Annotated in this window: 24 protein-coding genes and 1 pseudogene; 15 read left to right on the top strand and 10 right to left on the bottom strand. The window is 58.4% G+C overall.

Going from position 1 to position 20,599, the window contains the following annotated elements:
* Positions 1-25: 25 nt before the first annotated feature.
* From ACWPN5_RS20445 to ACWPN5_RS20430, 4 genes are all read right to left on the bottom strand, one after another.
* A complete protein-coding gene (locus tag ACWPN5_RS20445) occupies positions 26-172 on the bottom strand; it encodes a hypothetical protein (RefSeq protein ID WP_492297114.1) in 147 nt (48 codons plus the stop codon).
* Positions 173-395: 223 nt separating this feature from the next.
* Entirely contained in the window at positions 396-614 is a 219-nt protein-coding gene (locus tag ACWPN5_RS20440; RefSeq protein WP_492297112.1) for a hypothetical protein, read from the bottom strand.
* Between the two features lie 60 nt (positions 615-674).
* Positions 675-935 carry a hypothetical protein gene (locus ACWPN5_RS20435; RefSeq protein ID WP_492297110.1) on the bottom strand — a complete coding sequence of 87 codons (261 nt, stop codon included), beginning with the start codon at positions 933-935 and terminating at the stop codon, positions 675-677.
* Between the two features lie 24 nt (positions 936-959).
* The gene (locus tag ACWPN5_RS20430; protein ID WP_492297109.1) at positions 960-1,082 is read right to left on the bottom strand and encodes a hypothetical protein; all 123 of its coding nucleotides are present in this window, start codon (positions 1,080-1,082) and stop codon (positions 960-962) included.
* Between the two features lie 89 nt (positions 1,083-1,171).
* Between ACWPN5_RS20430 and ACWPN5_RS20425 the strand changes: the two genes are divergently transcribed.
* On the top strand, positions 1,172-1,696 hold the full coding sequence (locus tag ACWPN5_RS20425; RefSeq protein WP_492297107.1) for a hypothetical protein: 525 nt from the start codon (positions 1,172-1,174) through the stop codon (positions 1,694-1,696).
* Here the strand turns inward: ACWPN5_RS20425 and ACWPN5_RS20420 are convergent.
* The 3 genes from ACWPN5_RS20420 to ACWPN5_RS20410 all read right to left on the bottom strand — a co-directional run bounded on the left by ACWPN5_RS20420 (position 1,672) and on the right by ACWPN5_RS20410 (position 3,402).
* Positions 1,672-1,839, bottom strand: coding sequence for a hypothetical protein (locus tag ACWPN5_RS20420; protein WP_492297105.1), 168 nt, complete (start codon positions 1,837-1,839; stop codon positions 1,672-1,674). The genes ACWPN5_RS20425 and ACWPN5_RS20420 overlap by 25 nt on opposite strands.
* A gap of 58 nt (positions 1,840-1,897) precedes the next feature.
* A complete protein-coding gene (locus tag ACWPN5_RS20415; protein ID WP_492298009.1) occupies positions 1,898-1,999 on the bottom strand; it encodes an HNH endonuclease in 102 nt (33 codons plus the stop codon).
* Between the two features lie 974 nt (positions 2,000-2,973).
* Positions 2,974-3,402 carry a BRO-N domain-containing protein gene (locus ACWPN5_RS20410; RefSeq protein WP_492298007.1) on the bottom strand — a complete coding sequence of 143 codons (429 nt, stop codon included), beginning with the start codon at positions 3,400-3,402 and terminating at the stop codon, positions 2,974-2,976.
* 1,283 nt (positions 3,403-4,685) lie between these two features.
* On the opposite strand from ACWPN5_RS20410, the gene ACWPN5_RS20405 reads away from it, so the two are divergent.
* From ACWPN5_RS20405 to ACWPN5_RS20370, 8 genes and pseudogenes are all read left to right on the top strand, one after another.
* Positions 4,686-5,246 (top strand): recombinase family protein, encoded by a 561-nt coding sequence (locus ACWPN5_RS20405; protein ID WP_492297104.1) that lies wholly within the window; start codon positions 4,686-4,688, stop codon positions 5,244-5,246.
* 1,138 nt (positions 5,247-6,384) lie between these two features.
* Positions 6,385-7,308 (top strand): hypothetical protein, encoded by a 924-nt coding sequence (locus ACWPN5_RS20400; protein WP_492297102.1) that lies wholly within the window; start codon positions 6,385-6,387, stop codon positions 7,306-7,308.
* A gap of 297 nt (positions 7,309-7,605) precedes the next feature.
* Positions 7,606-8,433, top strand: a complete 828-nt coding sequence (locus tag ACWPN5_RS20395; RefSeq protein ID WP_492297100.1) for a DUF3800 domain-containing protein — start codon at positions 7,606-7,608, stop codon at positions 8,431-8,433.
* A gap of 580 nt (positions 8,434-9,013) precedes the next feature.
* Positions 9,014-9,145 (top strand): hypothetical protein, encoded by a 132-nt coding sequence (locus ACWPN5_RS20390; RefSeq protein WP_492297098.1) that lies wholly within the window; start codon positions 9,014-9,016, stop codon positions 9,143-9,145.
* 18 nt (positions 9,146-9,163) lie between these two features.
* A pseudogene (locus ACWPN5_RS20385) lies at positions 9,164-9,964 on the top strand (tape measure protein).
* 189 nt (positions 9,965-10,153) lie between these two features.
* The gene (locus ACWPN5_RS20380) at positions 10,154-11,392 is read left to right on the top strand and encodes a hypothetical protein (protein WP_492297096.1); all 1,239 of its coding nucleotides are present in this window, start codon (positions 10,154-10,156) and stop codon (positions 11,390-11,392) included.
* Positions 11,393-11,533: 141 nt separating this feature from the next.
* Complete coding sequence (locus ACWPN5_RS20375; protein WP_492297094.1) at positions 11,534-12,091, top strand: hypothetical protein; 558 nt, start codon at positions 11,534-11,536, stop codon at positions 12,089-12,091.
* A 158-nt stretch (positions 12,092-12,249) separates the two neighbouring features.
* Positions 12,250-12,465 carry a hypothetical protein gene (locus ACWPN5_RS20370; protein ID WP_492297093.1) on the top strand — a complete coding sequence of 72 codons (216 nt, stop codon included), beginning with the start codon at positions 12,250-12,252 and terminating at the stop codon, positions 12,463-12,465.
* A 368-nt stretch (positions 12,466-12,833) separates the two neighbouring features.
* On the opposite strand, the gene ACWPN5_RS20365 is transcribed toward ACWPN5_RS20370, so the two are convergent.
* Positions 12,834-13,028, bottom strand: a complete 195-nt coding sequence (locus tag ACWPN5_RS20365; protein ID WP_492297091.1) for a hypothetical protein — start codon at positions 13,026-13,028, stop codon at positions 12,834-12,836.
* 192 nt (positions 13,029-13,220) lie between these two features.
* Between ACWPN5_RS20365 and ACWPN5_RS20360 the strand changes: the two genes are divergently transcribed.
* Together ACWPN5_RS20360 and ACWPN5_RS20355 are read left to right on the top strand one after the other, a co-directional pair.
* Positions 13,221-13,391: a hypothetical protein gene (locus ACWPN5_RS20360; protein ID WP_492297090.1), complete on the top strand. Its 171-nt coding sequence runs from the start codon at positions 13,221-13,223 to the stop codon at positions 13,389-13,391.
* Positions 13,392-13,488: 97 nt separating this feature from the next.
* Positions 13,489-14,547, top strand: coding sequence for a tyrosine-type recombinase/integrase (locus ACWPN5_RS20355; RefSeq protein WP_492297089.1), 1,059 nt, complete (start codon positions 13,489-13,491; stop codon positions 14,545-14,547).
* Between the two features lie 47 nt (positions 14,548-14,594).
* Here the strand turns inward: ACWPN5_RS20355 and ACWPN5_RS20350 are convergent, their stop codons facing one another.
* Positions 14,595-16,154, bottom strand: a complete 1,560-nt coding sequence (locus ACWPN5_RS20350; protein WP_492297087.1) for a tyrosine-type recombinase/integrase — start codon at positions 16,152-16,154, stop codon at positions 14,595-14,597.
* 354 nt (positions 16,155-16,508) lie between these two features.
* Between ACWPN5_RS20350 and ACWPN5_RS20345 the strand changes: the two genes are divergently transcribed.
* From ACWPN5_RS20345 to ACWPN5_RS20330, 4 genes are all read left to right on the top strand, one after another.
* On the top strand, positions 16,509-17,072 hold the full coding sequence (locus tag ACWPN5_RS20345; RefSeq protein WP_200476759.1) for a hypothetical protein: 564 nt from the start codon (positions 16,509-16,511) through the stop codon (positions 17,070-17,072).
* Positions 17,073-17,248: 176 nt separating this feature from the next.
* The gene (locus ACWPN5_RS20340) at positions 17,249-17,782 is read left to right on the top strand and encodes a MarR family winged helix-turn-helix transcriptional regulator (protein ID WP_145680728.1); all 534 of its coding nucleotides are present in this window, start codon (positions 17,249-17,251) and stop codon (positions 17,780-17,782) included.
* Positions 17,779-19,416, top strand: a complete 1,638-nt coding sequence (locus tag ACWPN5_RS20335) for an AMP-binding protein (RefSeq protein ID WP_492297084.1) — start codon at positions 17,779-17,781, stop codon at positions 19,414-19,416. The genes ACWPN5_RS20340 and ACWPN5_RS20335 overlap by 4 nt, the downstream gene beginning before the upstream one ends.
* Positions 19,413-19,841 (top strand): GtrA family protein, encoded by a 429-nt coding sequence (locus ACWPN5_RS20330; protein WP_247888088.1) that lies wholly within the window; start codon positions 19,413-19,415, stop codon positions 19,839-19,841. Before ACWPN5_RS20335 ends, ACWPN5_RS20330 begins: the two co-directional genes overlap by 4 nt.
* On the opposite strand, the gene ACWPN5_RS20325 is transcribed toward ACWPN5_RS20330, so the two are convergent.
* A complete protein-coding gene (locus ACWPN5_RS20325; RefSeq protein WP_492297083.1) occupies positions 19,805-20,587 on the bottom strand; it encodes a class I SAM-dependent methyltransferase in 783 nt (260 codons plus the stop codon). The two genes, ACWPN5_RS20330 and ACWPN5_RS20325, sit on opposite strands and share 37 nt — an antisense overlap.
* Positions 20,588-20,599 lie beyond the last annotated feature (12 nt).

The raw sequence follows: 20,599 nt of genomic DNA, 5'->3' as shown, positions 1-20,599 counted from the left end.
CTTGCCGCCGTCATAATCCTAGAATTCAACCATTGGGTTTTCCTTTCTTGCTGGTCTTTTTACGTCGCCTCCGCACGGAGGATAGCTTCTTCTTAAGGTCGGCGGGGACTTCGTCGCGAAGCTGATAGAGCGCATCAAGCGCGATGACGATTAGGGCTTCCTTGCGCGTCATTGCTGCGCCTCCCAATTCCTTGGCGGACCCTACCGGGTGGATCGCCGCTTCAGCGCGTTCAGCGCCGCGAAGGGTTCGACCTTGTGCGTCGGCGCTGCTACCGGTTCTGGCGCGGTTGGCGCCGCAACGGGTTCGTTGGGTGCCGCTTCGGGAAGGACAGGGGCGCGCTTCGGGTTGCGCGCCTCCTTCGGAACGTCGGCGTCAAAGCCGCGTGGAAGGCTCGTCATACTGGCACCTCGCCACGGGCGCGGGCTTCAAGCCACGTTTCCATTTCGTGCGGCGTCAGGGCTGTGGAGTGGGGCTTCTGCCAAGCAGGCGTATCGGCGGGTTGGCCGAGAGAGTCGTTCCCCACCACCTTCACGCGGACTTCAGGAGTGAAACCCTGACGGCGAAGTTCCATGTAGCCGTTCATGTCAACGGAGAACGGGTTGAACGTGCGCATCGCGGGCTGGACGGGCGGCGTCTCAATTCGCCCGCGTCGGCCCATCGAGGATGTGAGGGTCTATCCATCCTCGAAGGTCTCGGTGACGGTGCCGGGCGCAACCCCGCTGATGAATTTGACTTCGCCGTAATCCGGGGCGACGGGCTTGGAAGCGCTGACGGGCGTGGGGGCGGTACCGGACCCCTTCGCTTCGGATGGCGGGGCGGGATGGAACTCGCTCCGAATCTTCTCTGCGAGCGGCTTCCACTTCGGGGAAAAGGCGTCCGGTTCATCCTTCAGGTAGGAAGACAGCGGTTCAACGATGCGGCCTTCGTCGTTCAATTCGATAACGCGGAATCCAGCGGCCTACGCGATGCCGCGTTCGATGTCGCCGGTCTTCGAAGTCACAACGTACTCGCAGGGGAAATGGGTGCGCGACACAAGGGAGTTGCCGCTCTCGTCCCAGAAGATTTTGTAATCGTGGGTCATTATCGAGCCTTCCTCACCGAGTTGCGGAAGTTTCCCGAGTATCCATCGGCGCATCTGAACTCACGGACAACATCACCGTTTCGGTATACGTGAAGGCGATTTTCAAGGTCCCACGCGAGGGACTGTCCCAGCATCCACATTCCTTGGAAAAGTGGCTTCTCGCGGTCCTTGTCGCGTTCGCGCATGAGCTTGAACACATCACCGACGCGAGTGTTGAGTTCGGCCAACTTGGCGTTGAACTCCAGAAACGCGGCATCCACTTCTCCAGCAAGTTCGCAGACATCGTCACAGACGGCCAAGGCGTCGTGGTACAGCTCTTCCTGGCGTTCCCGGTACTCCCGCGCCACGGTCTCTTGGTGCTGGCGCTGCGCGTGGTCGGCTACGATTCGGAAGGCCGCGATATCGTCTTCGCAAGCGCGAACGATCTACTGGACGGCGGTAAGGCGGGACACGGCGTCAACACTGCCGGACGCCATTTCAGCGGCGACGGAGTCACGGGCCTTGTGCGCGTCTTCAAGCGCCAACTGGGCGTTGGAGAGGCTGCTGTTCGCCTGATCAAGCAGGCTCTTGGTTTCGTTGGAGTTCATTTTCAGTCCTTTGTTGATTCAAGATGATCTTGGGTGCCGAAGTCGGCGTTGTCGAAAAGTACTTTAGAGCCACGTTCCTTCGGCTTCGTCTCGGTCTTCTTCGGCTTGACGAAGAACCGGCTTAGCGCCTGTTTGGCCGCGGCGGACGGATTACGTTTCTTGCTGAGCACTCTTGCGTGCCTTTCTGCGCATGTTGGCTTGTCGGGTGTTCTCACCGCGCGTGAGCCACTACAGATTTGGTAGGCGGTTGTCATCTCGGACGCCGTTGCGATGATCAACCGTCCAGTCGCCCGGCTCGATTGGGCGTCCGACAAAGGTGTCCATGAGCAGCCGGTGGATGTAATGGTTCCGCCCCTAGCCGTTGCGGCATAGTCGTACGGCGGGGTACCCGTAGGTTGAAGGGAAAGAACGCAACATGCGCCGTGTTCTGAGGTTGAATACAACCCCTTCCGGAGTGATAGCGTAAGCGGGATATCCGGGGATGGTTGCCATCCCGTCAAGTTCGTTGTGTTTCATTTTGCCTATTCGCTTTGCGTGTGCTATAATAGGCGCCAAGTTGATCAAGAGAATATTCAGGGGGCGTATCGCGGGGGCGCGGTACGCCCCTTTTTCTTTTTGCCTCACAGTGCGCATGCACAGGGTGAGCGCAAGAACTCGGCGCGGTTCAGGTAAATGCGCCGCCCGATACGGACGGACGCTTGGAAGCCGAAGCGTTGGAGGCGTTTGCGGAGGGTCTCTTCCTATACGCCCGCAATCGTCGCCGCTTCGGCAACCGAAATGTACTCAGTAATATCGACCATTGGAGGTTTCCTCTGTTTCAAAGCAATGAGCGAATTATACACCATTGACGATGTGATTACAATGGGCGCACGAAATATTTGTGACGATGGAACGAAGCGCTCCTAACGATCGGTTAGGGAAGGTTTCTGCTTCCAGCCTTGTTCAGCACGTTGTGTCACCTTCGGCCCAGCTCTTTATCTTAATGAAGTGTGGTATCAACCTGTCTCCGTTTACCACGACGTTGGTGCCGTCCTGTGCGTTGAATGCTGAGATATGGCCAGCTTCCGCATAGACAAGACTATTGAAGATGAGGACTCTGTCACCACCCGGTAGTTCCTTAATTACCATCGGCGCCCGATCTGGAATATCCTTAAGGCAAGCACCAATCATAGCCCTAAGTCGCAAAGTAATGAGGGTGGGTTCTTCTGGTGTTACAAACCCCGGTGGCCCGTAGTGAATCAAGCCTGATGACATTGGCTCGAAACGCTTTGTGCAAGCCGAACATGCCAAAGCCACAAGCATGATTACGAATGGACGAAACATGAGAACGCACTCGCGAAGGGAGGGTTACGAGCAATCATCCTCGCGAAAAGGGTGAGCTTTGTACAGGTGTGAACGCCGTCCTTCTCGATGGCGCGCGCGACCGTCTTGTTCAGGAAGGTCTGGAACTCGCGGGCGGCGGGCTTGTTCGAGCGCTGGGCGATGCGGCGGACGGCGGTCGCGTTGATAAAGCCGGTGTTCGGGTGCGTAGCGGAATTCGCTAGGGACCCGTTACCGATCAGTCCGCGCAGCATCTGCCGTTCGTCCTTCGGGACGTTAAACAGGTTCAGATGCGCGGCGATGTTGACGGTAGAGATTCCCAGCGCGTCGAATACATCCTTGGAGCAGAACCAGTTCACCCCCTCGATCTTGAGCGTGCGGACGGGCTTTCCGCCGAAGGCGGGTGTTGTGATGTCAAATGGGGTGGTTGTCAGTGCCGAGTAAAGTACTTTAGTCGGTCAAGGGCGGTTGCAAGGCGGTCTAGGAGCGCTGAAGCGGCTGTACGGGTGGTGATTTCGCCTCGACTTGGCGCATAGCGGGGCGCAATTGCCCTTCTTCTGGGCGATGTGAGTGAAGTTCGGTTGAGTGGGCTCGCCATAGAATGCAACTCAAGATAGGCAAAAACGGCAGTTTTCAGCCCTGAGCGAGGGAGCCTTTCCGCCGAAACGGGCGAAAAACGACCCTTCTCCAGACGGCTTCTCCGGGCGGAAGTCGTTGATTTTATTGAAGAAAGAGAGTTCTCAGTTAAGCAGTTAGGCATTGATCCTTCCTATTTACTTTTCCAATTCTTGTTGTTTTAGGGGGAGTACACATACCGTATGGCACTATACCCCCCACAACATGTGTATTTTACTATATGCAACGGTACGCACAGAAGGTCCCTCGGCTAGTTTCGTCAATGATTTCAATGTCTTACGCGATTTTTGGGTTCAAAAAGGACAGTCCAAGGTCCTCGATTTTCCACCAAAAGGAGAATATCTTTCTCGCACAGCGTCCAGGAGGTGGTGTTTTCTGCTACCCTAAGGTGAAAAATATCGCAATCAAAACAACCAAACAAGCGGCCCAAGGCGGATAAACCGCTCTTCAGCGCCTCAAAAGAGCCGAAAACCTCCGCTCCGGAAGCACAATAGCAGCGCCAGCGCAGGGAAACCACCCACGAATGCGAAAGGCCGCTCAGTTGAGCGGCCTCTCTTTCTCGTTCGCGCAAGAAAACGTCGGCGACTGGGTGGTGCCGACAAGAGTATTGTACCACATCCCGACGCTCATGTCTTGACGCGCTCAAGCGTTTTTTTACTATTGCCCCATCACCTGTACGGCACAGCGGTGAAGGGGGATACTACCCCCCTTGGGTCCCATCCACCTGCATTGCGCCGGGCATTGCCACCGCACAGCCCACGTCCCGGCATTTGCTTTGAAGGCGTTGCGGAATCCCCTCGAAACGTAGGGAAAGCGTTAGTCGTATTTCGGAGCATTGCGCCCCACGCCGTGTGTTTCTGCGGGTTGGGGCGTAGCGCAAAGCCCGTGCCCCGCTTTTCAAACCGTTGCGTGGCGTCTCACTGGACCTTACCCGTGCGAGATGTCTCACCGCTTCGCCAAAGCGCGGGCTTGGCCGTCTCACACGAATGGTATTGACGTTTTGAGACGGCCATGAGACAACGCCTTTGACTCTAGTGAGACTTTGAGACGGAGAGACGCCATGTTGCTCGGCTACGCGCGTACCAGCACTACCGAACAGGAAGCCGGGTTGGACGCGCAGCACCGCGACCTTACCGCCGCTGGCGTGGGGAAGCTGTTCAGCGAGCAAGTCTCGTCCGTGGACGTGGCGAAGCGCACCCAGCTTGAAGCCGCTCTGGACTACCTCCGCGACGGGGATACGCTCGTTGTGACGCGCCTGGACAGGCTTGCACGCTCCGTCGCCCATCTGTTGCAGATTGTGGACCGTATCGAGGCGAAGGGCGCGGCGCTGCGCATCCTGAATCTGAACCTCGACACTGCCACGCCCACCGGGAAGCTCATGATGACGGTCATGGGAGGGGTGGCCGAGTTCGAACGCGCGATCATGCTCGAACGCCAGCGCGAAGGCATCGCCAAGGCCAAGAGCGAAGGGAAGTACAAGGGTCGGGCGCCTACCGCCCGCGCCAAGGGCGACGAAATCCGCGCGATGCGCGCCAGCGGCAAGACGGTTCCGCAGATCGTGGAAGCGCTGGGCGTGAGCCGTGCCAGCGTCTACCGAGCCTTGGACGGCGGGGAGGCGTAACGCCCCCGCTCGGCGCGACGTTGCGGTGTTCGCGAGGCAACGCGCGGAAGCCCAACGAAAGTACTTTACCAATGAGTGCGGCGGAAACGCCCCCTCCTTTGTCACCCTCTCGGAGCATTGCCTCCCGCACTTGGAAGCCTGCAACCCCTCGAATGTTGGGTGAAAAACGACGAGATTGAGCATTCGTTCTGTATGCTAAGGTTGCCCAATCCTTCACAGATCAACGTCGGTTTGATATTGTTGGTCGGATGACCAACTAATCAGAGAGCGATGAGGAGATTGCTGTGTTACGGATTGTGAGATACGCAGATAGCTTTCTTAATAGCTTCGTTGTCCTCCTGTCTAAATCGCCAAGTGATTTTCATAAATCGTCCCATGACGCCATTGAGCGATTCTTCAAGTTTATCTCCTGGTGCCTAGCGACAGGCGTCATGGCTATCGCAGCTAAGGTAAGCGGAAGTATTTATGTGCTTGCCACAGCTCTTCTAATGGTCATGGCTATTCTAATGGTATTGACAAACTACTCTATAGCCATGTCAAGGCATATCTCTTTGAAGCTGATTGGGCGCGCAAGTAAGATATTGCAGTGCATCGGTGTTCTGCTTTTCTGGGCGTTGAGTTTCACGTTCCTTCTAGCAGGATACAATTTGGTCGAGAAGATCGTTGGCGTTGCCGTCATCATGGATAGTCAACATCGTACGAAAGGTCCTTCATCGCCCTGATGCGCCGCGCCGCGTGACACACGTTCGGCAGAGAGGGAGGCCCAGCCTCCCTTTTGGCTAAGCCGGGATTGCTGGGTACACGAACTAACGGCCCTTATGAAGAACGCGCCGACGCGCGGGCAATAGGCGTATTCCAGAACCATCCGCCCCACTGACCGATCACCCTTACGAAGGACACGACGACGCACCACCCACACCACCGGGCCAGAAGGGCGGTGGGCATCAGCGCCAGTGAACCGAGGGGACGGCAACCGCCGTCCCTTTTTGATGCCCGCAATGATGTCGCGCGGGCGTCTTCCTATGAAGTTGGATGATTCACACACGGAAGGAGACACCAACTTGGTGTCTCCTTTTGGTGGTGGAGCGGGTGCCGCACGTCGCCATGACTAAAGTACTTTAGCGGAAGGAATGTAGACGTGCTGACCAAAGAGCAAGCAGACCTGAACATATCCGTGGAGATCAACCTTGGTGACGTTGCACCCACTTCCCCTGATCCGATTGCCGAAGGCCGCGAAGCCTGGAAACGCATCAACACCGCTGCGAAGATGATGCGGGAAGACTGGCGAAAGGTCGGGGAAGCGCTCCGTCATGGTCGCCAACTCCACCGAAGCAATCAGGCGTTCGGCCAGTGGTGCCGGGACAACGGCTTCAGTGACATCGATCCCCGCCGCCGATCTGATGCGATGTGGCTGGCGGAGAACTGGAACGCCGTCTTCCAAGCCGTGGAAGACGACCTCTGCCACCCCACCCACATACGTGGGGCTTACAATGAGTCATTGAACGTCAAGCCCTCTCCAGCGAGTGCCCCTTTGGATCGGGATGATTTCATGTCCGCTCTTTCCGAAGCCGACAGCCTCGAAGAGGAAGGAACTCCGTTCGGTCAAACCAAGCTCAAGCGCGGGCGGCTTTACCCGGAGGACATCGAAGTCGATCCGGAGTCGGCGCTGAAGCGCGACCTGACGAACATGCTGATCCAGATCGCGGGCGGCGCCGACTTCGGAGGAACGACGACGAAGCACTTCATCAGTTCCTACATGAAGGACCTGAACCCCTCCGCCGTATTCAACGCTATGCAGTCCGACATGACTCAGGCTCTGGGGGCAGGTTCATCACTTGAAGAAGCCAGATCAATCGCCCGACAGAATATGCTCGCATTCGCATTGGCGATGATCGAGCACGTAAAGAATGCGTGCGAGACTGGTCAACAGTTGTTCACCGAACGCACGCACCCCATGGACAAGGCTAAGAAGTTTCTACCAAAAGCATTCCATATCACGACGCCACCACATGAGGCAGCAACCGCCGCCCGCATGGCGTTGCGTGCGATGGGTTTCGTATAGGACATGGAGGGGGATTGGCTCCCCCTCCTTTTTAATTTTGGTCATTTGGTTTGACCGATTTTGACCGCTCTCAAACATCGATTGAACGCGTCCAAATCCGAATGTGCCTGAGTATGTGGCCTTGCCTGGATTGCCCTGCCACACCCTCCATGGTAGCGTCATCCAATAGATATCGATGGAGCCGCATCATCTCGCACTAAAAAGACGACCATAGCGGGAATTCATTCGCCTGCAACAGGCTTTTCCAGCTTGCAGGATGGGAGAAAAGGAGGCGAACAAGTGGACGTGGGATATCTCGTGTACATCGATGAGGCGGGAGACGATCATATCAGGCGAATAAAGCCATTCTATCCAAACGGCGCGTCTGAATGGTTCGTATTGTCAGCGGCAGTCATCCGCGTAGAAAATGAACATCGTGTTTCTGAGTGGCTAGATAATTGCAAGAAAATTACAAACAGCCCTCAGCGGCGAGACATTCATTTTCGTGATCTTCAGCCATACAAAAAATCATTGGTGTGCGCAGAAGCGGCAAAGCTAGAAGCAAGATACTTCAGCGTAATGTCCAACAAGCGAAACATGGTGACACACAACAATAAGCGCCTGCCAGCAAACCGTCTGTTCATGTATTGGTGGATGACAAGACTGCTTTTGGAGCGAGTGACTGCTTTTTGCGGAGCATGGTCGCGCAAGTACGATGAAAGACGGCGTGTTGCTGAGATAATTTTCTCAAAACGCGATGATTTCAACTATCAGAAGCTTATTGACTATTTGATCAAACTGTCTATTCAAAGCGACAACAACAACCTTTACCTAGACTACAGGATAGATTTCTCGGTCGTAGATTTCAATGCGATACATGCGATCCCCCATACCCAACACCCAGGACTCCAGCTTGCTGATGTGATTGCCAGTTCATTTTTCCAAGGGGTAACAGCGTACAAAGGGAAGTGCGACCCAACTTTCGCCAAAGCATTGCAGCCGCGGGTATATCGAAGAGGGAAAACGATCGGGCGCAGCGGCTACATGGGGCACGGCGTGAAGACAATGCCATATATTCACGAAATGAACCTGCCGGAAGACCAAAGGGAGCTGTTCAGGTCTTATGGGTACGACGGAGATTGGTAATTAGATTCGCATCGCATCTTGACATTTTACAACAAATGATGTATAATACCTGAGTTCAATGGCTATGGAGTGTTCAGATGCGCATTGTCGAACTTAATTATATTCATTCTTTACCTTCATTTGTCTCCGCTTAGGATTTTGCCGATATTGTCGGTTGGCACGTCGAATTTGTGCGTCGCGCCTACCGCGAAGGTCTTTTTGACGGCCATGTAGTCCGATAGGGACGAGGGCGTGGAGGGCAAATCTTCATCTCTACGGCATTCCTTCGCGAGAACATAGTTATTCTCCCGACCGTACCCCAGACCGAAAGTACTTTAGCCCCATGACCACCGATTTTATCCTCACAGCCGGGATCGACTTCACCGGCGCGAAGTAGCAGGTAGACCAGTTCGTCACCGAGACGGAACGCAAGGTCAAGCGCCTGTCCGATATCCAGGCCCGCGCCAACGCGCCGGGTGGTTCCAACTCCCGTCCCGGCAGCTCGGGCGGGTCGAACGCCGGGCGCAACGCCGTCGATATCGCGCGGCAGGCCCTTGCCAATGAACGGGCCTACCAAGCCGCTCTTACCCGCACCGAATCGATGGTTCAGCGAATCGGGCGGCAGATGGACGGCAACGCGAACATGACCAACCGCGCGCGTGTCGCGCTCTCCACCTACAACAGCACCCTCCAGACGTTCGGCGCACGCTCGATGGAAGGCGCCAAGGCGTAGGGCGAATTCGCCCGAAGCATGAACACCCTCAACCATGAGATCGCGCGCACCAACGGCCTTCTCCCGACCCTGAACCGGGGCTTCGGTGGCGTCATCTCGGCGCTTGGCACTCTCTCCCCCGCAGCGGGTAGCGCGGCCCACAGCGTGAGCACGGTGGCAACGGGTCTGCGCGCCGCTGGCGTGGCCGCTGGTGCGGCTGTCGGCATCGTCGGCGGGGTTGCCTTGGGCTTCACCGCACTGAGCGTAGCGGCCCTTGCAGCGGGCGCAGCAATGGCAAGGCCAGTTGACGCCATGGACCTGCTGATTGGGAAGCTGAACGCTTCGAGCGGAAGTATGGAATCGGCCAAGGTGCTGTACGCCGATACGGTCGCCATCGCGAACCGCCTTGGCGTTGCCGTGGGTGACGTGGGTTCGGCCATGGCCCGGTTCGCGGGTGTTGGGAAGGACATAGGCTTGGCGAACAGCGACGTTTCCAGCCTCACCGAGACCTTTTTGAAGCTGGGCAAGGTGTCCGGTCAGACGGCGCAGGAAGCGGCTTCCTCACTGACGTAGCTGTCACAGGCTCTTGCGAGCGGCCGCCTCCAGGGGGACGAGTATCGGTCTCTTGCCGAGAACATGCCTCCCCTTACCCGCGAAATCGCCCGTATCATGGGCGTGACGACGGGAGAGCTGAAGGAGCTTGCCAGTCAGGGCCTAATCACCACCGACATTGTGTTGAAGGCGATGCGCAACATGACGGATCAGGTGAATAAGGACTTCTCCGTCATCCCTCGTACCGTTGAACAGATCAACACTTCCATTAGCAATCAGTGGGATTAGCTTCTTATCAACTTGGACAGCAAGTTGCACCTATCCGACCTGTACAAGTTCTTTTTGTAGCTTCCGGAGAAGGCGCTTCAGGCCGCGAACAACATGCTTGCCGGTCCCAAGCCAGCCGAACGGGTTGCCGACCTTCAGGGACAGATTGCCTCACTGGATTCGTAGATCGCCCGGAACCCCATCGGGTGGATGCGCAAGGCACTCCAGAACCAACGCGCTGAGCTTGTGAAAGAACTGGACGGGGTTCAGACGGACATGGTCCGCGCCGCTGTGGACGCTGGGCAAGCCACCATCGACGCGGATAACCGGGCGTGGGAACAGCGTGTCGGCGTAGCCAAGCGGGGCGCAAAAGACATCATCGAAGCGAACGACCCGATTGCGAAGGCGAACGCTGAGTACACCAAGAGCCTTGAACAGCTAAACAAGTTCAAGCCCGACATCAGCGTTGACGATTACGACACTGCTTTCAAGGCGATTACCAAGAGCCGTGACGATGCCATTGCGCGCGCCGAGAAATCGGCAAACACGATGACCATCGAAGGGAAGGCGGTTTGGAGCGTCGCGGAGAGTTACAACGCTCTCGTTTTGGAACTAAACAGCGCGAAGCTGGCAACCGAAGCTCTGAGGCTTGGTGAAGGCACGATCATTGATGTAAAGGCGAACGAGCGTGTGACAGACTTCCTGACTGACTTCGGCAAGAAGGCGAATATTGTCGGAAAGTCGCTTGCTGAACTTGCTCAGGCCGCTGGCGTTTCCTTGGACGATCTTCGCGAAGGCTTCCGAGCTATCGAAGTCGAACGCGCCAAGGTCTACGCGCTGAAGCGCGCAAAGGACTTGGCGACGGAGACGGAGGAGACCAAGCGCCTCGCGGACGCCACCCTTCAGGGTGCCAGCGCAGCGGCGGAAATGGCGAAGTCCATCGAGGTTGAACGCCAACTCCGCGCCATGGGCCTGGACGCGAAGGACGCGGACCTTCAGGCCCTTCGTTCCGAGATCGCGGCGAAGCTGGAAGCGGCGGAAGCTTCTCGGGAATATCTCCGAGCCGCGCAGGAAGGGCAGTCCATCCTTGAGCGGTACGGTGACGGTGCGACCCGCCTTCGCCTTGGGCTGGAGAAGCTGAACGAGACGCAGCGCGTTCTTGCCCAGAACGGCAAGATGACTCCCGAGCTTGAAGCGGCTTTCAGCCGCGCCGCGTGGGACATCACCAAGCAAACCAAGACGGTCGAGGGCGCGTTCTACAGGGCGTTTGACGACATAGGGGACGCTTGGGAAGACCTTTTTGACAAGATGGTCAAGGGCAGCAAGGTCACGTTCCGTGATTTCGCCAGCAGCCTGAAGGACATCTTCACGAAGACGCTGGCGGACATGGCATACATCGCTCCCGTGAAGCCGGTTTCTGTCAGCATCCTCCCCCTAATCGAACAATGAGGAAGAAGAATGACCCTTCTGAACATCTCACTGAAGCCGTAGGAAGCGCACATCATCACTGACAGTGCGATATCCAATCCGGTTCTAGGATTCACCGGTTTCAGAACGAAGCCGGTAATCCTCTCTCATCTTCGCAGTGTCATGGTGCACACCGGAACGACTTGGTTCTCGGATACCTTGGGACGCTGGCTCAACCACGCCCCGCTTACCGACATCGAAGGCGTATACGCCGCATTGCCGGACGCGCTCCGCACCGTCGCGGCGCTGAAGGAGGAGCGATACGGCGACGTGTTCGACACCTTCGAAGGACGCACGGAACTGGGCATCATCATCGGATGGTCGGAACAGCAGAAGCGCTGCGTTGGCTTCCGCTTCACGGTGGACGGCACTGACGTAGCAATGGAGTGGTTGAAGCCGGGATTCATCTGGCAACCGGGCTTCCCTGACGAAGATCAAGTGTCTTTGTCCGCCAAGGTTCCGGACATTCTTATCAAGGTTGCTGAAACGGTCGCGCCGATTGCCAATGCCGAGAACCCATGGTCCGGCATCGGTGGCGAACTGGTTCACGTCCATATTCAGCGTGGCGGTATCCGCATCTCACCGGTTAGGCCGATGTACAACCACGCTGAAATCAAGGAAGCGTTCGCCAAGGACCCAGAACGCTTCCTTTCCATCTGCGAAGGCCATCTGTTTGCCTGAGCATCCTATCAACATTCATACTTGGAGGCAAAATGCCCAAGATCAATAATATCTAGCCGCTCCTGGCTTAGGAATTCTTTGCTCGCACGCTCAAGCGTACCGCTGAAGAAGCCTACCTCGACTATCATCCTCATCCTACTCGCACAGTTCGTCGGGCGATGAAGCACAAACTTCGCCCAGTTTACGAACTGGTCAAGATGCTAACCGCTGAAAATGAGTGGGAGGATATGTATGCCAACGACGCAGGGACGCAAGAATATGCTAATCTGATGGTCGCAGCGTTTGCTCACGATATCGCGCTTGATCTTAACCCCCTAGACCCGAATTCCGCTTCGCAGATTGTGCGGGCTTATCTGGAGAACGAGAATGACTGACTCGCCGCTCTTCTAGTCCCGGGCGGACTACATCAATGCTCTGATCGATGACGTTGAAGCGCTCCTCATTGAAGAGATGGAGGACGCGGGGCGCAAGTACCGCAGGGCCGCGCGGAAGATTGCTGCCGAGCGTGCCGGTAAGGCAATCACCCCCGAGCTTTGGGAATCCAGGCTGAAGGGCGATGCGGACGAACAGGCGTCTATCGCGGTCCAGTTCCTTGATACGGTGCGTACCGCTCTGTTGCGGGCGCTGAGCGAAATGCGAGGTAGGCGGTAAGCCGTAACGCGGTGTACTGCGCCTGAAACACAGAAGCCCCGGAGCAATCCGGGGCTTTCTTGTCTGTAAGGAGGGGGCGACCCGCCGTCTATCACCGGCATCCCCGATCCCGGCGCCTGGACAGTACGGCCACCCGCACAGCCATGCGCAGGAACACGGCCAGCGATTCGGATATGCCGCGTGTGCCGTTGATCTGGGTATTGATGTTCTGCCGACCAAGGCGCGTCCCCGCGACCCGGTTGAACTGCCGCGCCGTCTCGGACTGTCCCCAGCCCAGGAGACGCATGATTCGCTTCGCTCGATCTTGCTTCATTGGCTGAGGCTAGACCACGCAATCTGCGTAGGTCAATAGAGCTACAAAAAACAGTTGACGATGTAGATCGTGTGACCTACGTTCTGGATTAGGCATCCGACGCGATGCCACCCATCGAATGCACCGCAAGCACTTCACTCCCATTCCATAGGAGAAAGCACAGCCATGTCCGTCGCCGAAATGAACCGCCACGTTGACACGCTGCTTCGCGAGGCGCAGAGTAATAAGACAAGCCTCCGTGACTTGTTGGTAGGTACGCTTTCTTTGCTCAGTGACGTCATTGATACGTTAAATAGCGAGGAGAAACATGAGGATAATGGTAAAGAGCAAAACTGAACTGGACGCAATGCCTTCCAATTCGCTCATTTGAATGCTCCCCACCCATCGCTGACAAGGCATGGCGGTTGAAGGGAGCGGGAGGGCAAAGAGGGCAATGACTTATCCCAAGCTCAAGTTTCCAAACTTTAACATGACGCGGCGACCTGACGGGTACTATCAAATCCGTTATCGGCATGATGGCCGCACGAAGACGGTATCAACCGGCACCAGGGATGCGGAGAGGGCCGAACTATTCCGTGCGCAATATGTTGCCGATTATCTGAAGCCAAAGCTCCCTGAAGGGCCGCTTCTGAAGGAAGTTTTTGACACCTATGTTGAGTACCGGAAGCCCATAGTCGCAGCACCCGTAACATTCGACTATGTTTTTGCAGCTCCGAGACGCCTCCTCGGCGCGCTCAAAGCTGAGACGTTCACACAGTCGAATGTTACCGAGTATATCAAGAAGCGCAGCCAGGAGAAGTTACAGGGGCGCTTCAAGGGATGTGTAGACGCCCCGTTGGTAAGCGAAGCTACGATTAACAAAGAGCTGCGTATGGTCCGCGCGGCACTTAACTGGGCCTATGCTGAAGGTCTATTGAGCCGTAAACCGGGCTTTCGCATTGATCTGTCAACGGGAAAAGTTCGTGACGAGTGGATCACCAAGGACGAGGCGAATCGGCTGATAGCCGCATCGCCGCCTTATCTGGCCCTTTTCATCTTGATCGCGCTCAGTACGGCCAAAAGGCGTTCTGCCATCCTGCAACTCACTTGGGACAGGGTGCACTTGGATCGGCAGGGGTACGAATACATAGACTTCGGAGAGGACGTAGGGAACAAGCGTCGCGGTACGTCACCTATCTCAGGAAACACCCGTCTTATCGAAGCACTTAAGGAAGCCAAGAAGCAGTCAACTTCAGAGCTTGTCATTACGTGGTATGGTAGCTCATTGCGGGATGTGAAAAGCGGACTTATGCGAGCTTCCAAGAAGGCCGGAATCCCTCACGTCTCATCGCATGTGCTGAAGCACAGTGCTGTAACATGGATGGTTCAGGCTGATATCAGTTTCGAACGCATCGCCAAGTTCACGAACACGTCGAAGGAGATCATTCAGCGCGTCTATGGACACCACTCGCCCGAGTTCGTGGCTGAAGCTATAAAGGCATTGGAGTTCTAATATTGTAGAAGTACAGGGAGTCCGTTGTCTCCCTGTCTTTCGTTTCGTTATTTCAGCTTCGAGAAGTCGAAGTCAGACAAGTCGATCTTATGGAGAGCATCATTTATGTGCGTGAGCGTTCCGTCATTGCTCCCGTATCCAGCGTTAATTTTGCTTCCATAACTCTGCCCAATTAAAAGGCAGCGCCATTCATCGTGCACACCAGCATTTCGGAGCAATGTCGTTAGGTTATGACGTAGAGAATGCTGATCTGCTAAGTCAATGCTACGCTCTTTTTCAATCGGGGCGCGAAGTTCTGTCATTTTTGCGCTGAACTTTCCCGAATAGTATTTTTTTTTCCATTGACTGAACGTAAACAGCATCGTTTCATCTGCCTCCCGCCGCGCATCAACAAACTCGCCGAATCCAAGCTCGTTCCACAAAAAGCGGTGAAGTGGGGCGTATCTTGCTTCTTTCGTTTTTACAGTTCTATTGTCTTCTGGACGTGGGCGAATGTGAATGCAGTTAATACCCCACCTCACTCCCACTTCGTCCATTCGAAGACCGCAAATCTCTTCAATTCTTGCCCCAGTGAAGAAGGCAATCAGATAGGGCCAGCGCATCGAATCGTCGCGGCCAAATGTAGGAATAATTTCCGTAAGGTTGATGTTGATTGGTTCAGGAGTGATTGAGGCACGGTCAAGCTCATTTCCATGACCGGTCTTTGCCTTCTGATCGATCTGAATGCCTTCGAACGGGTTGTGGGAGAGCGCTCGCAGCTCCTTCGTGGCGTAGTTGAATAGCGCTCTCAACTTCTTCAGCCGTTGATCACAAGTCCCAAAGCTCAAGTCCGTACAGCCTTGCAGGTAACTGCGATACGCCAGCGCATCGGCTCGCGTGATCTTTTGAATCGGCTTGTCATCTTGGTTTGATAGGTAGATGTCCTTGGCCGTGCGGTACTGGCGTTCTGTGTCTATGGTTTTGGGATGGTCCTTCAGAAACTTTTCCAGAAGCCTGGATACCGTAAGCGTACTGTCAAGCGCTTCTTCAACCTTCGGCGTGGTGGAGACCTTCAAGCTGTGCAGCACGTTTCGCGCTGTGTCGAGTTTCGCAGCTTCAGCGCTGATGTACGCCTCGACCTTGGATAGCTGAACTGTGGAATCGTGTGCCGTCTTGATGCGTTCAACGACATCATTCAGTGCATCAGCGGTTGCCTCCTGGCTCAGCCAACCGGAAGATACAAAGTCGAGCGCATCATTGAGCGAGGGAGGGGAAGGGTCGGGAGAACCGTCGTCCTCTCCACCGACAACTCCCTCCGCTCCGAAGAAGCCGAGAACTTCGAGATTCCGCCGGACATCGCGCTTGGCTTCGTCAGCGCGGTTGCGAGCTTCAAGCGCCTCGTACCGCTTCCGCGCCGCTTCGATCTCGTTCTGGAACTCCGCAATGGCCTGAGTTGCCTTGCGCTTCGCCTCCCCGGTCATCGGAGGAGGGACGCCAAGCGACTTGGAGAGCTTGGATTTCGGCCCGCCTGTGACAAACGCGCGCAACTCAGGTGGCACGGTGATCGCCACGAAGAGGTAACCCGTCTCTTTCCGGACGTAGACGTAATCAGCTATCTGAGTCGGCATGCGGAACGCTCCATTTTACCCAAAGTTTTACCCAATCCTCTACCCAAAAGGCAAGGAAACAGAAGGGTTTGAGCGTTCTCAGGCGCTTAGGGAAGGGGGCCGGAAGTCCTCCCTGAACCGCCAGTCACTGCCGCCGCAGCGCCTGTCCCATCGAGGACGCGCCGGCGGCGTTTTTTTGCGCGGCACCAAAAAAAACCGCGCCCGTGGGCTTGCACAGGGATGAGTGCGATATTACTGACTGTCCCCGGCGTCACGCACCGGTGATGGAACGGCGTCGAAACCGTCCACGCCGCCTCGCCAGACCCGTTCCTGTCGAACCGTGTATGCCAGGGCCGCGCATGCCAGAAGTCGCGAATGACCGAACCAGACTTCGACCCATCGGACTCTCATCCGCCCGATTCCGATCCTTCGGTGACCGACGGTGTCGCGCCGGATGAATTGGCGGATTTTCACGCCTGGCGGCAGCGCGTGGTCGGCACCAACATTTCCGACAAGACCCTGCTGGCGACTGATTATCTCAATCACTTCAACGAGATCGTGATGTTGATCGAGATGATTCCGGACATGCCCGACATGCTGGAGGAATGCCTGATCTGGCAGCCCAAGAGCTACCCGGAGCATTTCCGCGACAGCGGTTTCTCGGACAAGGATCTCGCCATCGAGGCGTACGGCCACGTTCCGGCCAAGTTCAAACGGCCTTTCGAGGACACCATCGCCCAGGCGCATCAGGTGGTCCGCCACACGTTGGAACGCGTGTCCGTCGACATCCAGGATGGGGCGAGCGACAAGCTGCGGCTGGACTGCCAGACCTCGGTGGCGATGATCCATCGAATCATTCAGGTCGCCAACGGCATCATCCACGGCACCGCGCACGTCATGGAGCAGCGCGAAATCGATCTGTACCTCAGCGCCGAGTAACCGACGCGGCGCTGACGGAAAAAAGCGCCTGATCTCTGCGCAGATGATTATTGCTTGTGCACCAAGCATTCCTTCCTTGCATGGCTCAAAGGCCGAGCGTCCAACTACAGTAAGCCTTCGAACGAAGAAGAGGCGGCGCTGCGGCGGATGCCTCCCATCGGGAGTGGAGACAGACCGTGAAGGGACCCGCCACCGCAGCGGCCGACGCATCGGCCGAGGCGCAGGGGGACGTGTCGGTCGATGTGGAGGCTGCGGCTGACCTTGCCGCCTCCCCGGAGATGCGCCTCTGGTTGCGTCTTTCGGCGTGCGCCGTTCTGATCGGCGCCCGGTTGCGCAGCCGTTTGCGCGCCGAGTTCAGCACCACCCAGCCGCGTTTCGACCTGTTGTGCCTGCTCGACCGCCAGCCGGAAGGGCTGACCATGGGCGAGCTGTCGAAGCGCATGATGGTCACCAACGGCAACGTCACCGGCATTGTAGAACGGCTGTCCGCGGACGGGCTGGTCACGCGCGCCGCGGCGTCGAACGACCGGCGCATGCAGTTCGTCCGGATCACCCCCGAAGGCAGCGCCTTGGCGCAGGCCATCATGGCGGCGCAACGCCGCTGGCTGACCGAGCTGACGGAGGGAATGCCCCACGGCGATGTGGTCCAGCTGATGGGGTTGTTGGGAAAGCTCAAGAACACGGTGCGTGGCGGAGGCGTCAGGGGATGATTCGGTCCGGTCATATCGACAGTTTCACGCGCGACCGGCTGCCGCCGCCGGAGCAGATGCCCGATTTCTCCTACGACCGCCCCGAACTCACCTATCCTGACCGTCTGAACGCCGCGGCGGCCCTGCTGGACGTCTGGCGCGAGCGCGGCTGGGACGAGCGTCCCTGCGTCATCGGCAACGGCGATGTGTGGAGCTACGGCCGCTTCCGCGACACGGTGGACCGCATCGCGCGGCTCCTCGCCGAACGGTTCGGCATCGTTCCGGGGAACCGGGTGCTGGTGCGCGGGACCAACACGCCGATGCTCGCCGCCTGCTGGCTGGCGGTGCTGAAGGCCGGGGCGGTGGTGGTGCCGACCATGCCGCTGCTGCGCGCGACCGAGCTGGAGAGCATCCTCGACCGCGCCGCCGTCTCGCTGGCGCTGTGCGACGCGCGCTTCGCCAAGGATTTGAACGCGGCGGCGCAGGCGATGGACGGGAGCATGCCCGTCGTGACCTTCAACGGCGGCGACCTCGAAGGGCGGCTGGAGGAGACCGAAACCGGCTTCGCCGCGGTGGACACCGCCGCCGACGACGTGGCGCTGATCGCCTTCACCTCCGGCACCACGGGCAAGCCCAAGGCGACCGCCCATTTCCACCGCGACCTTCTGGCGGTGGCCGACCTGTCGCCGCAATCGCTGCTGAGGACCGGCGGCGATGACGTGTTCTGCGGCACGCCGTCGCTCGCCTTCGCCTATGGGCAGGGGGGGATGCTGCTGTTCCCGCTGCGGGTGGGGGCGTCCGTGGTGCTGCTGGATCGGGCGACGCCGGAGCGGCTGCTGGAGGTGACCGCGAAGCACAAGGCGACGGTGATGTTCACCGTGCCGACCGTCTACCGCGCCATGACCGCGCGGATCGAGGAGGACCCGGCCCTGGCCGAAGGGCTGCGCACGTTGCGCGCCTGCGTCTCGGCGGGGGAACCGCTGCCTGCGACCACGCTGGAAGGCTGGCAGGCGGTGACCGGGATGGAGATTCTCGACAGCTTCGGCACCACCGAGATGCTCAACGCCGTCCTGCATTCGCCGCCCGGTGCCGTCCGGCCCGGCGCCACCGGGACGGTGGTTCCGGGCTACGAGGCCCGCGTGGTCGACGACAGCCTGACCCCGCTGCCCCCCGGCCAGATCGGGCGGCTGGCCGTGCGCGGCCCGACCGGCTGCATCTACCTGGACGACCCGCGTCAGGAGAATTACGTGCAGGGCGGCTGGAACCTGACCGGCGACGCCTTCCGCATGGATGAGGACGGCTATTTCTGGTATCACGCGCGGACCGACGACCTGATCGTCTCCGCCGGCTACAAGATTTCCGGCCTGGAGGTCGAGGACGTCCTGCTCGGCCACGAGGCGGTGGAGGAGTGCGCGGTGATCGCGGCGCCCGACCCGCTGCGCGGCTCCATCCCCAAGGCCTTCATCGTCACCCGCGACGGCGTGCGGCCCAGCGACGATCTGGCGGAACGGCTGCAATGCTACGTCAAGGACCGGATCGCCCCCTACAAGTACCCCCGCGCGGTGGAGTTCCTGGAGCAATTGCCGCGGACGGAAACGGGCAAGATCCAGCGCTACAAGCTGCGGCAGAGGGAATGGGTCGAGAACGAGGATTGACCGGGGGAAGATTCACTGGGGACCGGGCGGCGCACCCGCCGCTGGTGCAGTTCCTGCTCTTCGCGCTGGTCGGCTGCGCCGCGGCGGTCGGCCATTACGGCGTGCTGATCGCCCTGTCGGAGCTGGCGGCGGCCCCGCCGGTCCTGGCCTCGGCGGTGGGTTTCCTCGTCGGCGGCGTCATCAGCTACCTGCTGAACTACGGCCATGTCTTCCGCAGCGAGCAGGATCATCTGCCCACCGCCACGAAGTTCGTGGCCGTCGCGGCGGTGGGGCTGTGCGTGAACAGTGCCATCATGTGGGCCCTGGCGCAGCGGCTGGGCCTGCATTACCTGCTGGCCCAGCTCACCGCCACGGGGCTGGTGATGCTGTGGAGCTTCGGTGCGAACCGCTACTGGACCTTCAAGGACGGATCGCCGGCCGCCTGAGCATGGAGCCGGGCGACGAAGGAATGGCGGTGCGGCGTCGGGCCGATGTTCTTCGCCAGACGGTCGCCCCGCAACCCGGCGGCGGACAGCCGGGCCTGCAACTCCGCGGGCGTGTAGGTGGAGAAGCCGGCCTCGCGCCGGATGCGGCGGTAGTCGGACAGGGCCATGCGCCCCAACCCCATCAGCGCCGCCATCAGGAAGCCGTGCCGGCGCGCCATGCTGAGCTGGCTGGCGATATCGCGCAGCATCGGCGTGTCGGGCTCCACCACGTCGGCGATCAGGATGCGCCCCCGCGCGCCGATCAGATGGCGCCAGCGGTGAAGGACGCCCTCCAGATCCTCACGCGGGATGTATTGCAGCACGGAGACGGCCAGCACCAGATCGACGCTGCCCGTCGGCAGAGTGGCGAGATCGTCGTCGTCGAGAATCCGGATCCGCGGATGGCCGGACAGCCGCTCGCGCAGGCGTTGCCGCACCGCAGGCGCGGCGTCGTAGAGCCAGACGTTCCGGCAGCGCTTGGCCATGGCTTCCGCCGCCAGTGCGTCGCCGCAGCCGAAATCCAGGACGGTCCCCCCCTTTGGCAGATGGGCGTCGAGGTCGTTCTGCAAGCAGGCGAAATGCGCTTCCAGGTTGCGTTGGTTCGCGTAGATGGCGTTGGGGCGGTTCCAGAAATCGACCCAGCCGCTGGAACCCTGGCCGTTCGGCGGCCCGGACGACAGTCCGTCCTTTTGCCCGTTGTTCTGCATGTCCCGCATCCC

Source organism: Azospirillum sp. UENF 211521 (assembly GCF_058780535.1).
This window is presented reverse-complemented; position numbering and strand designations above follow the sequence as displayed.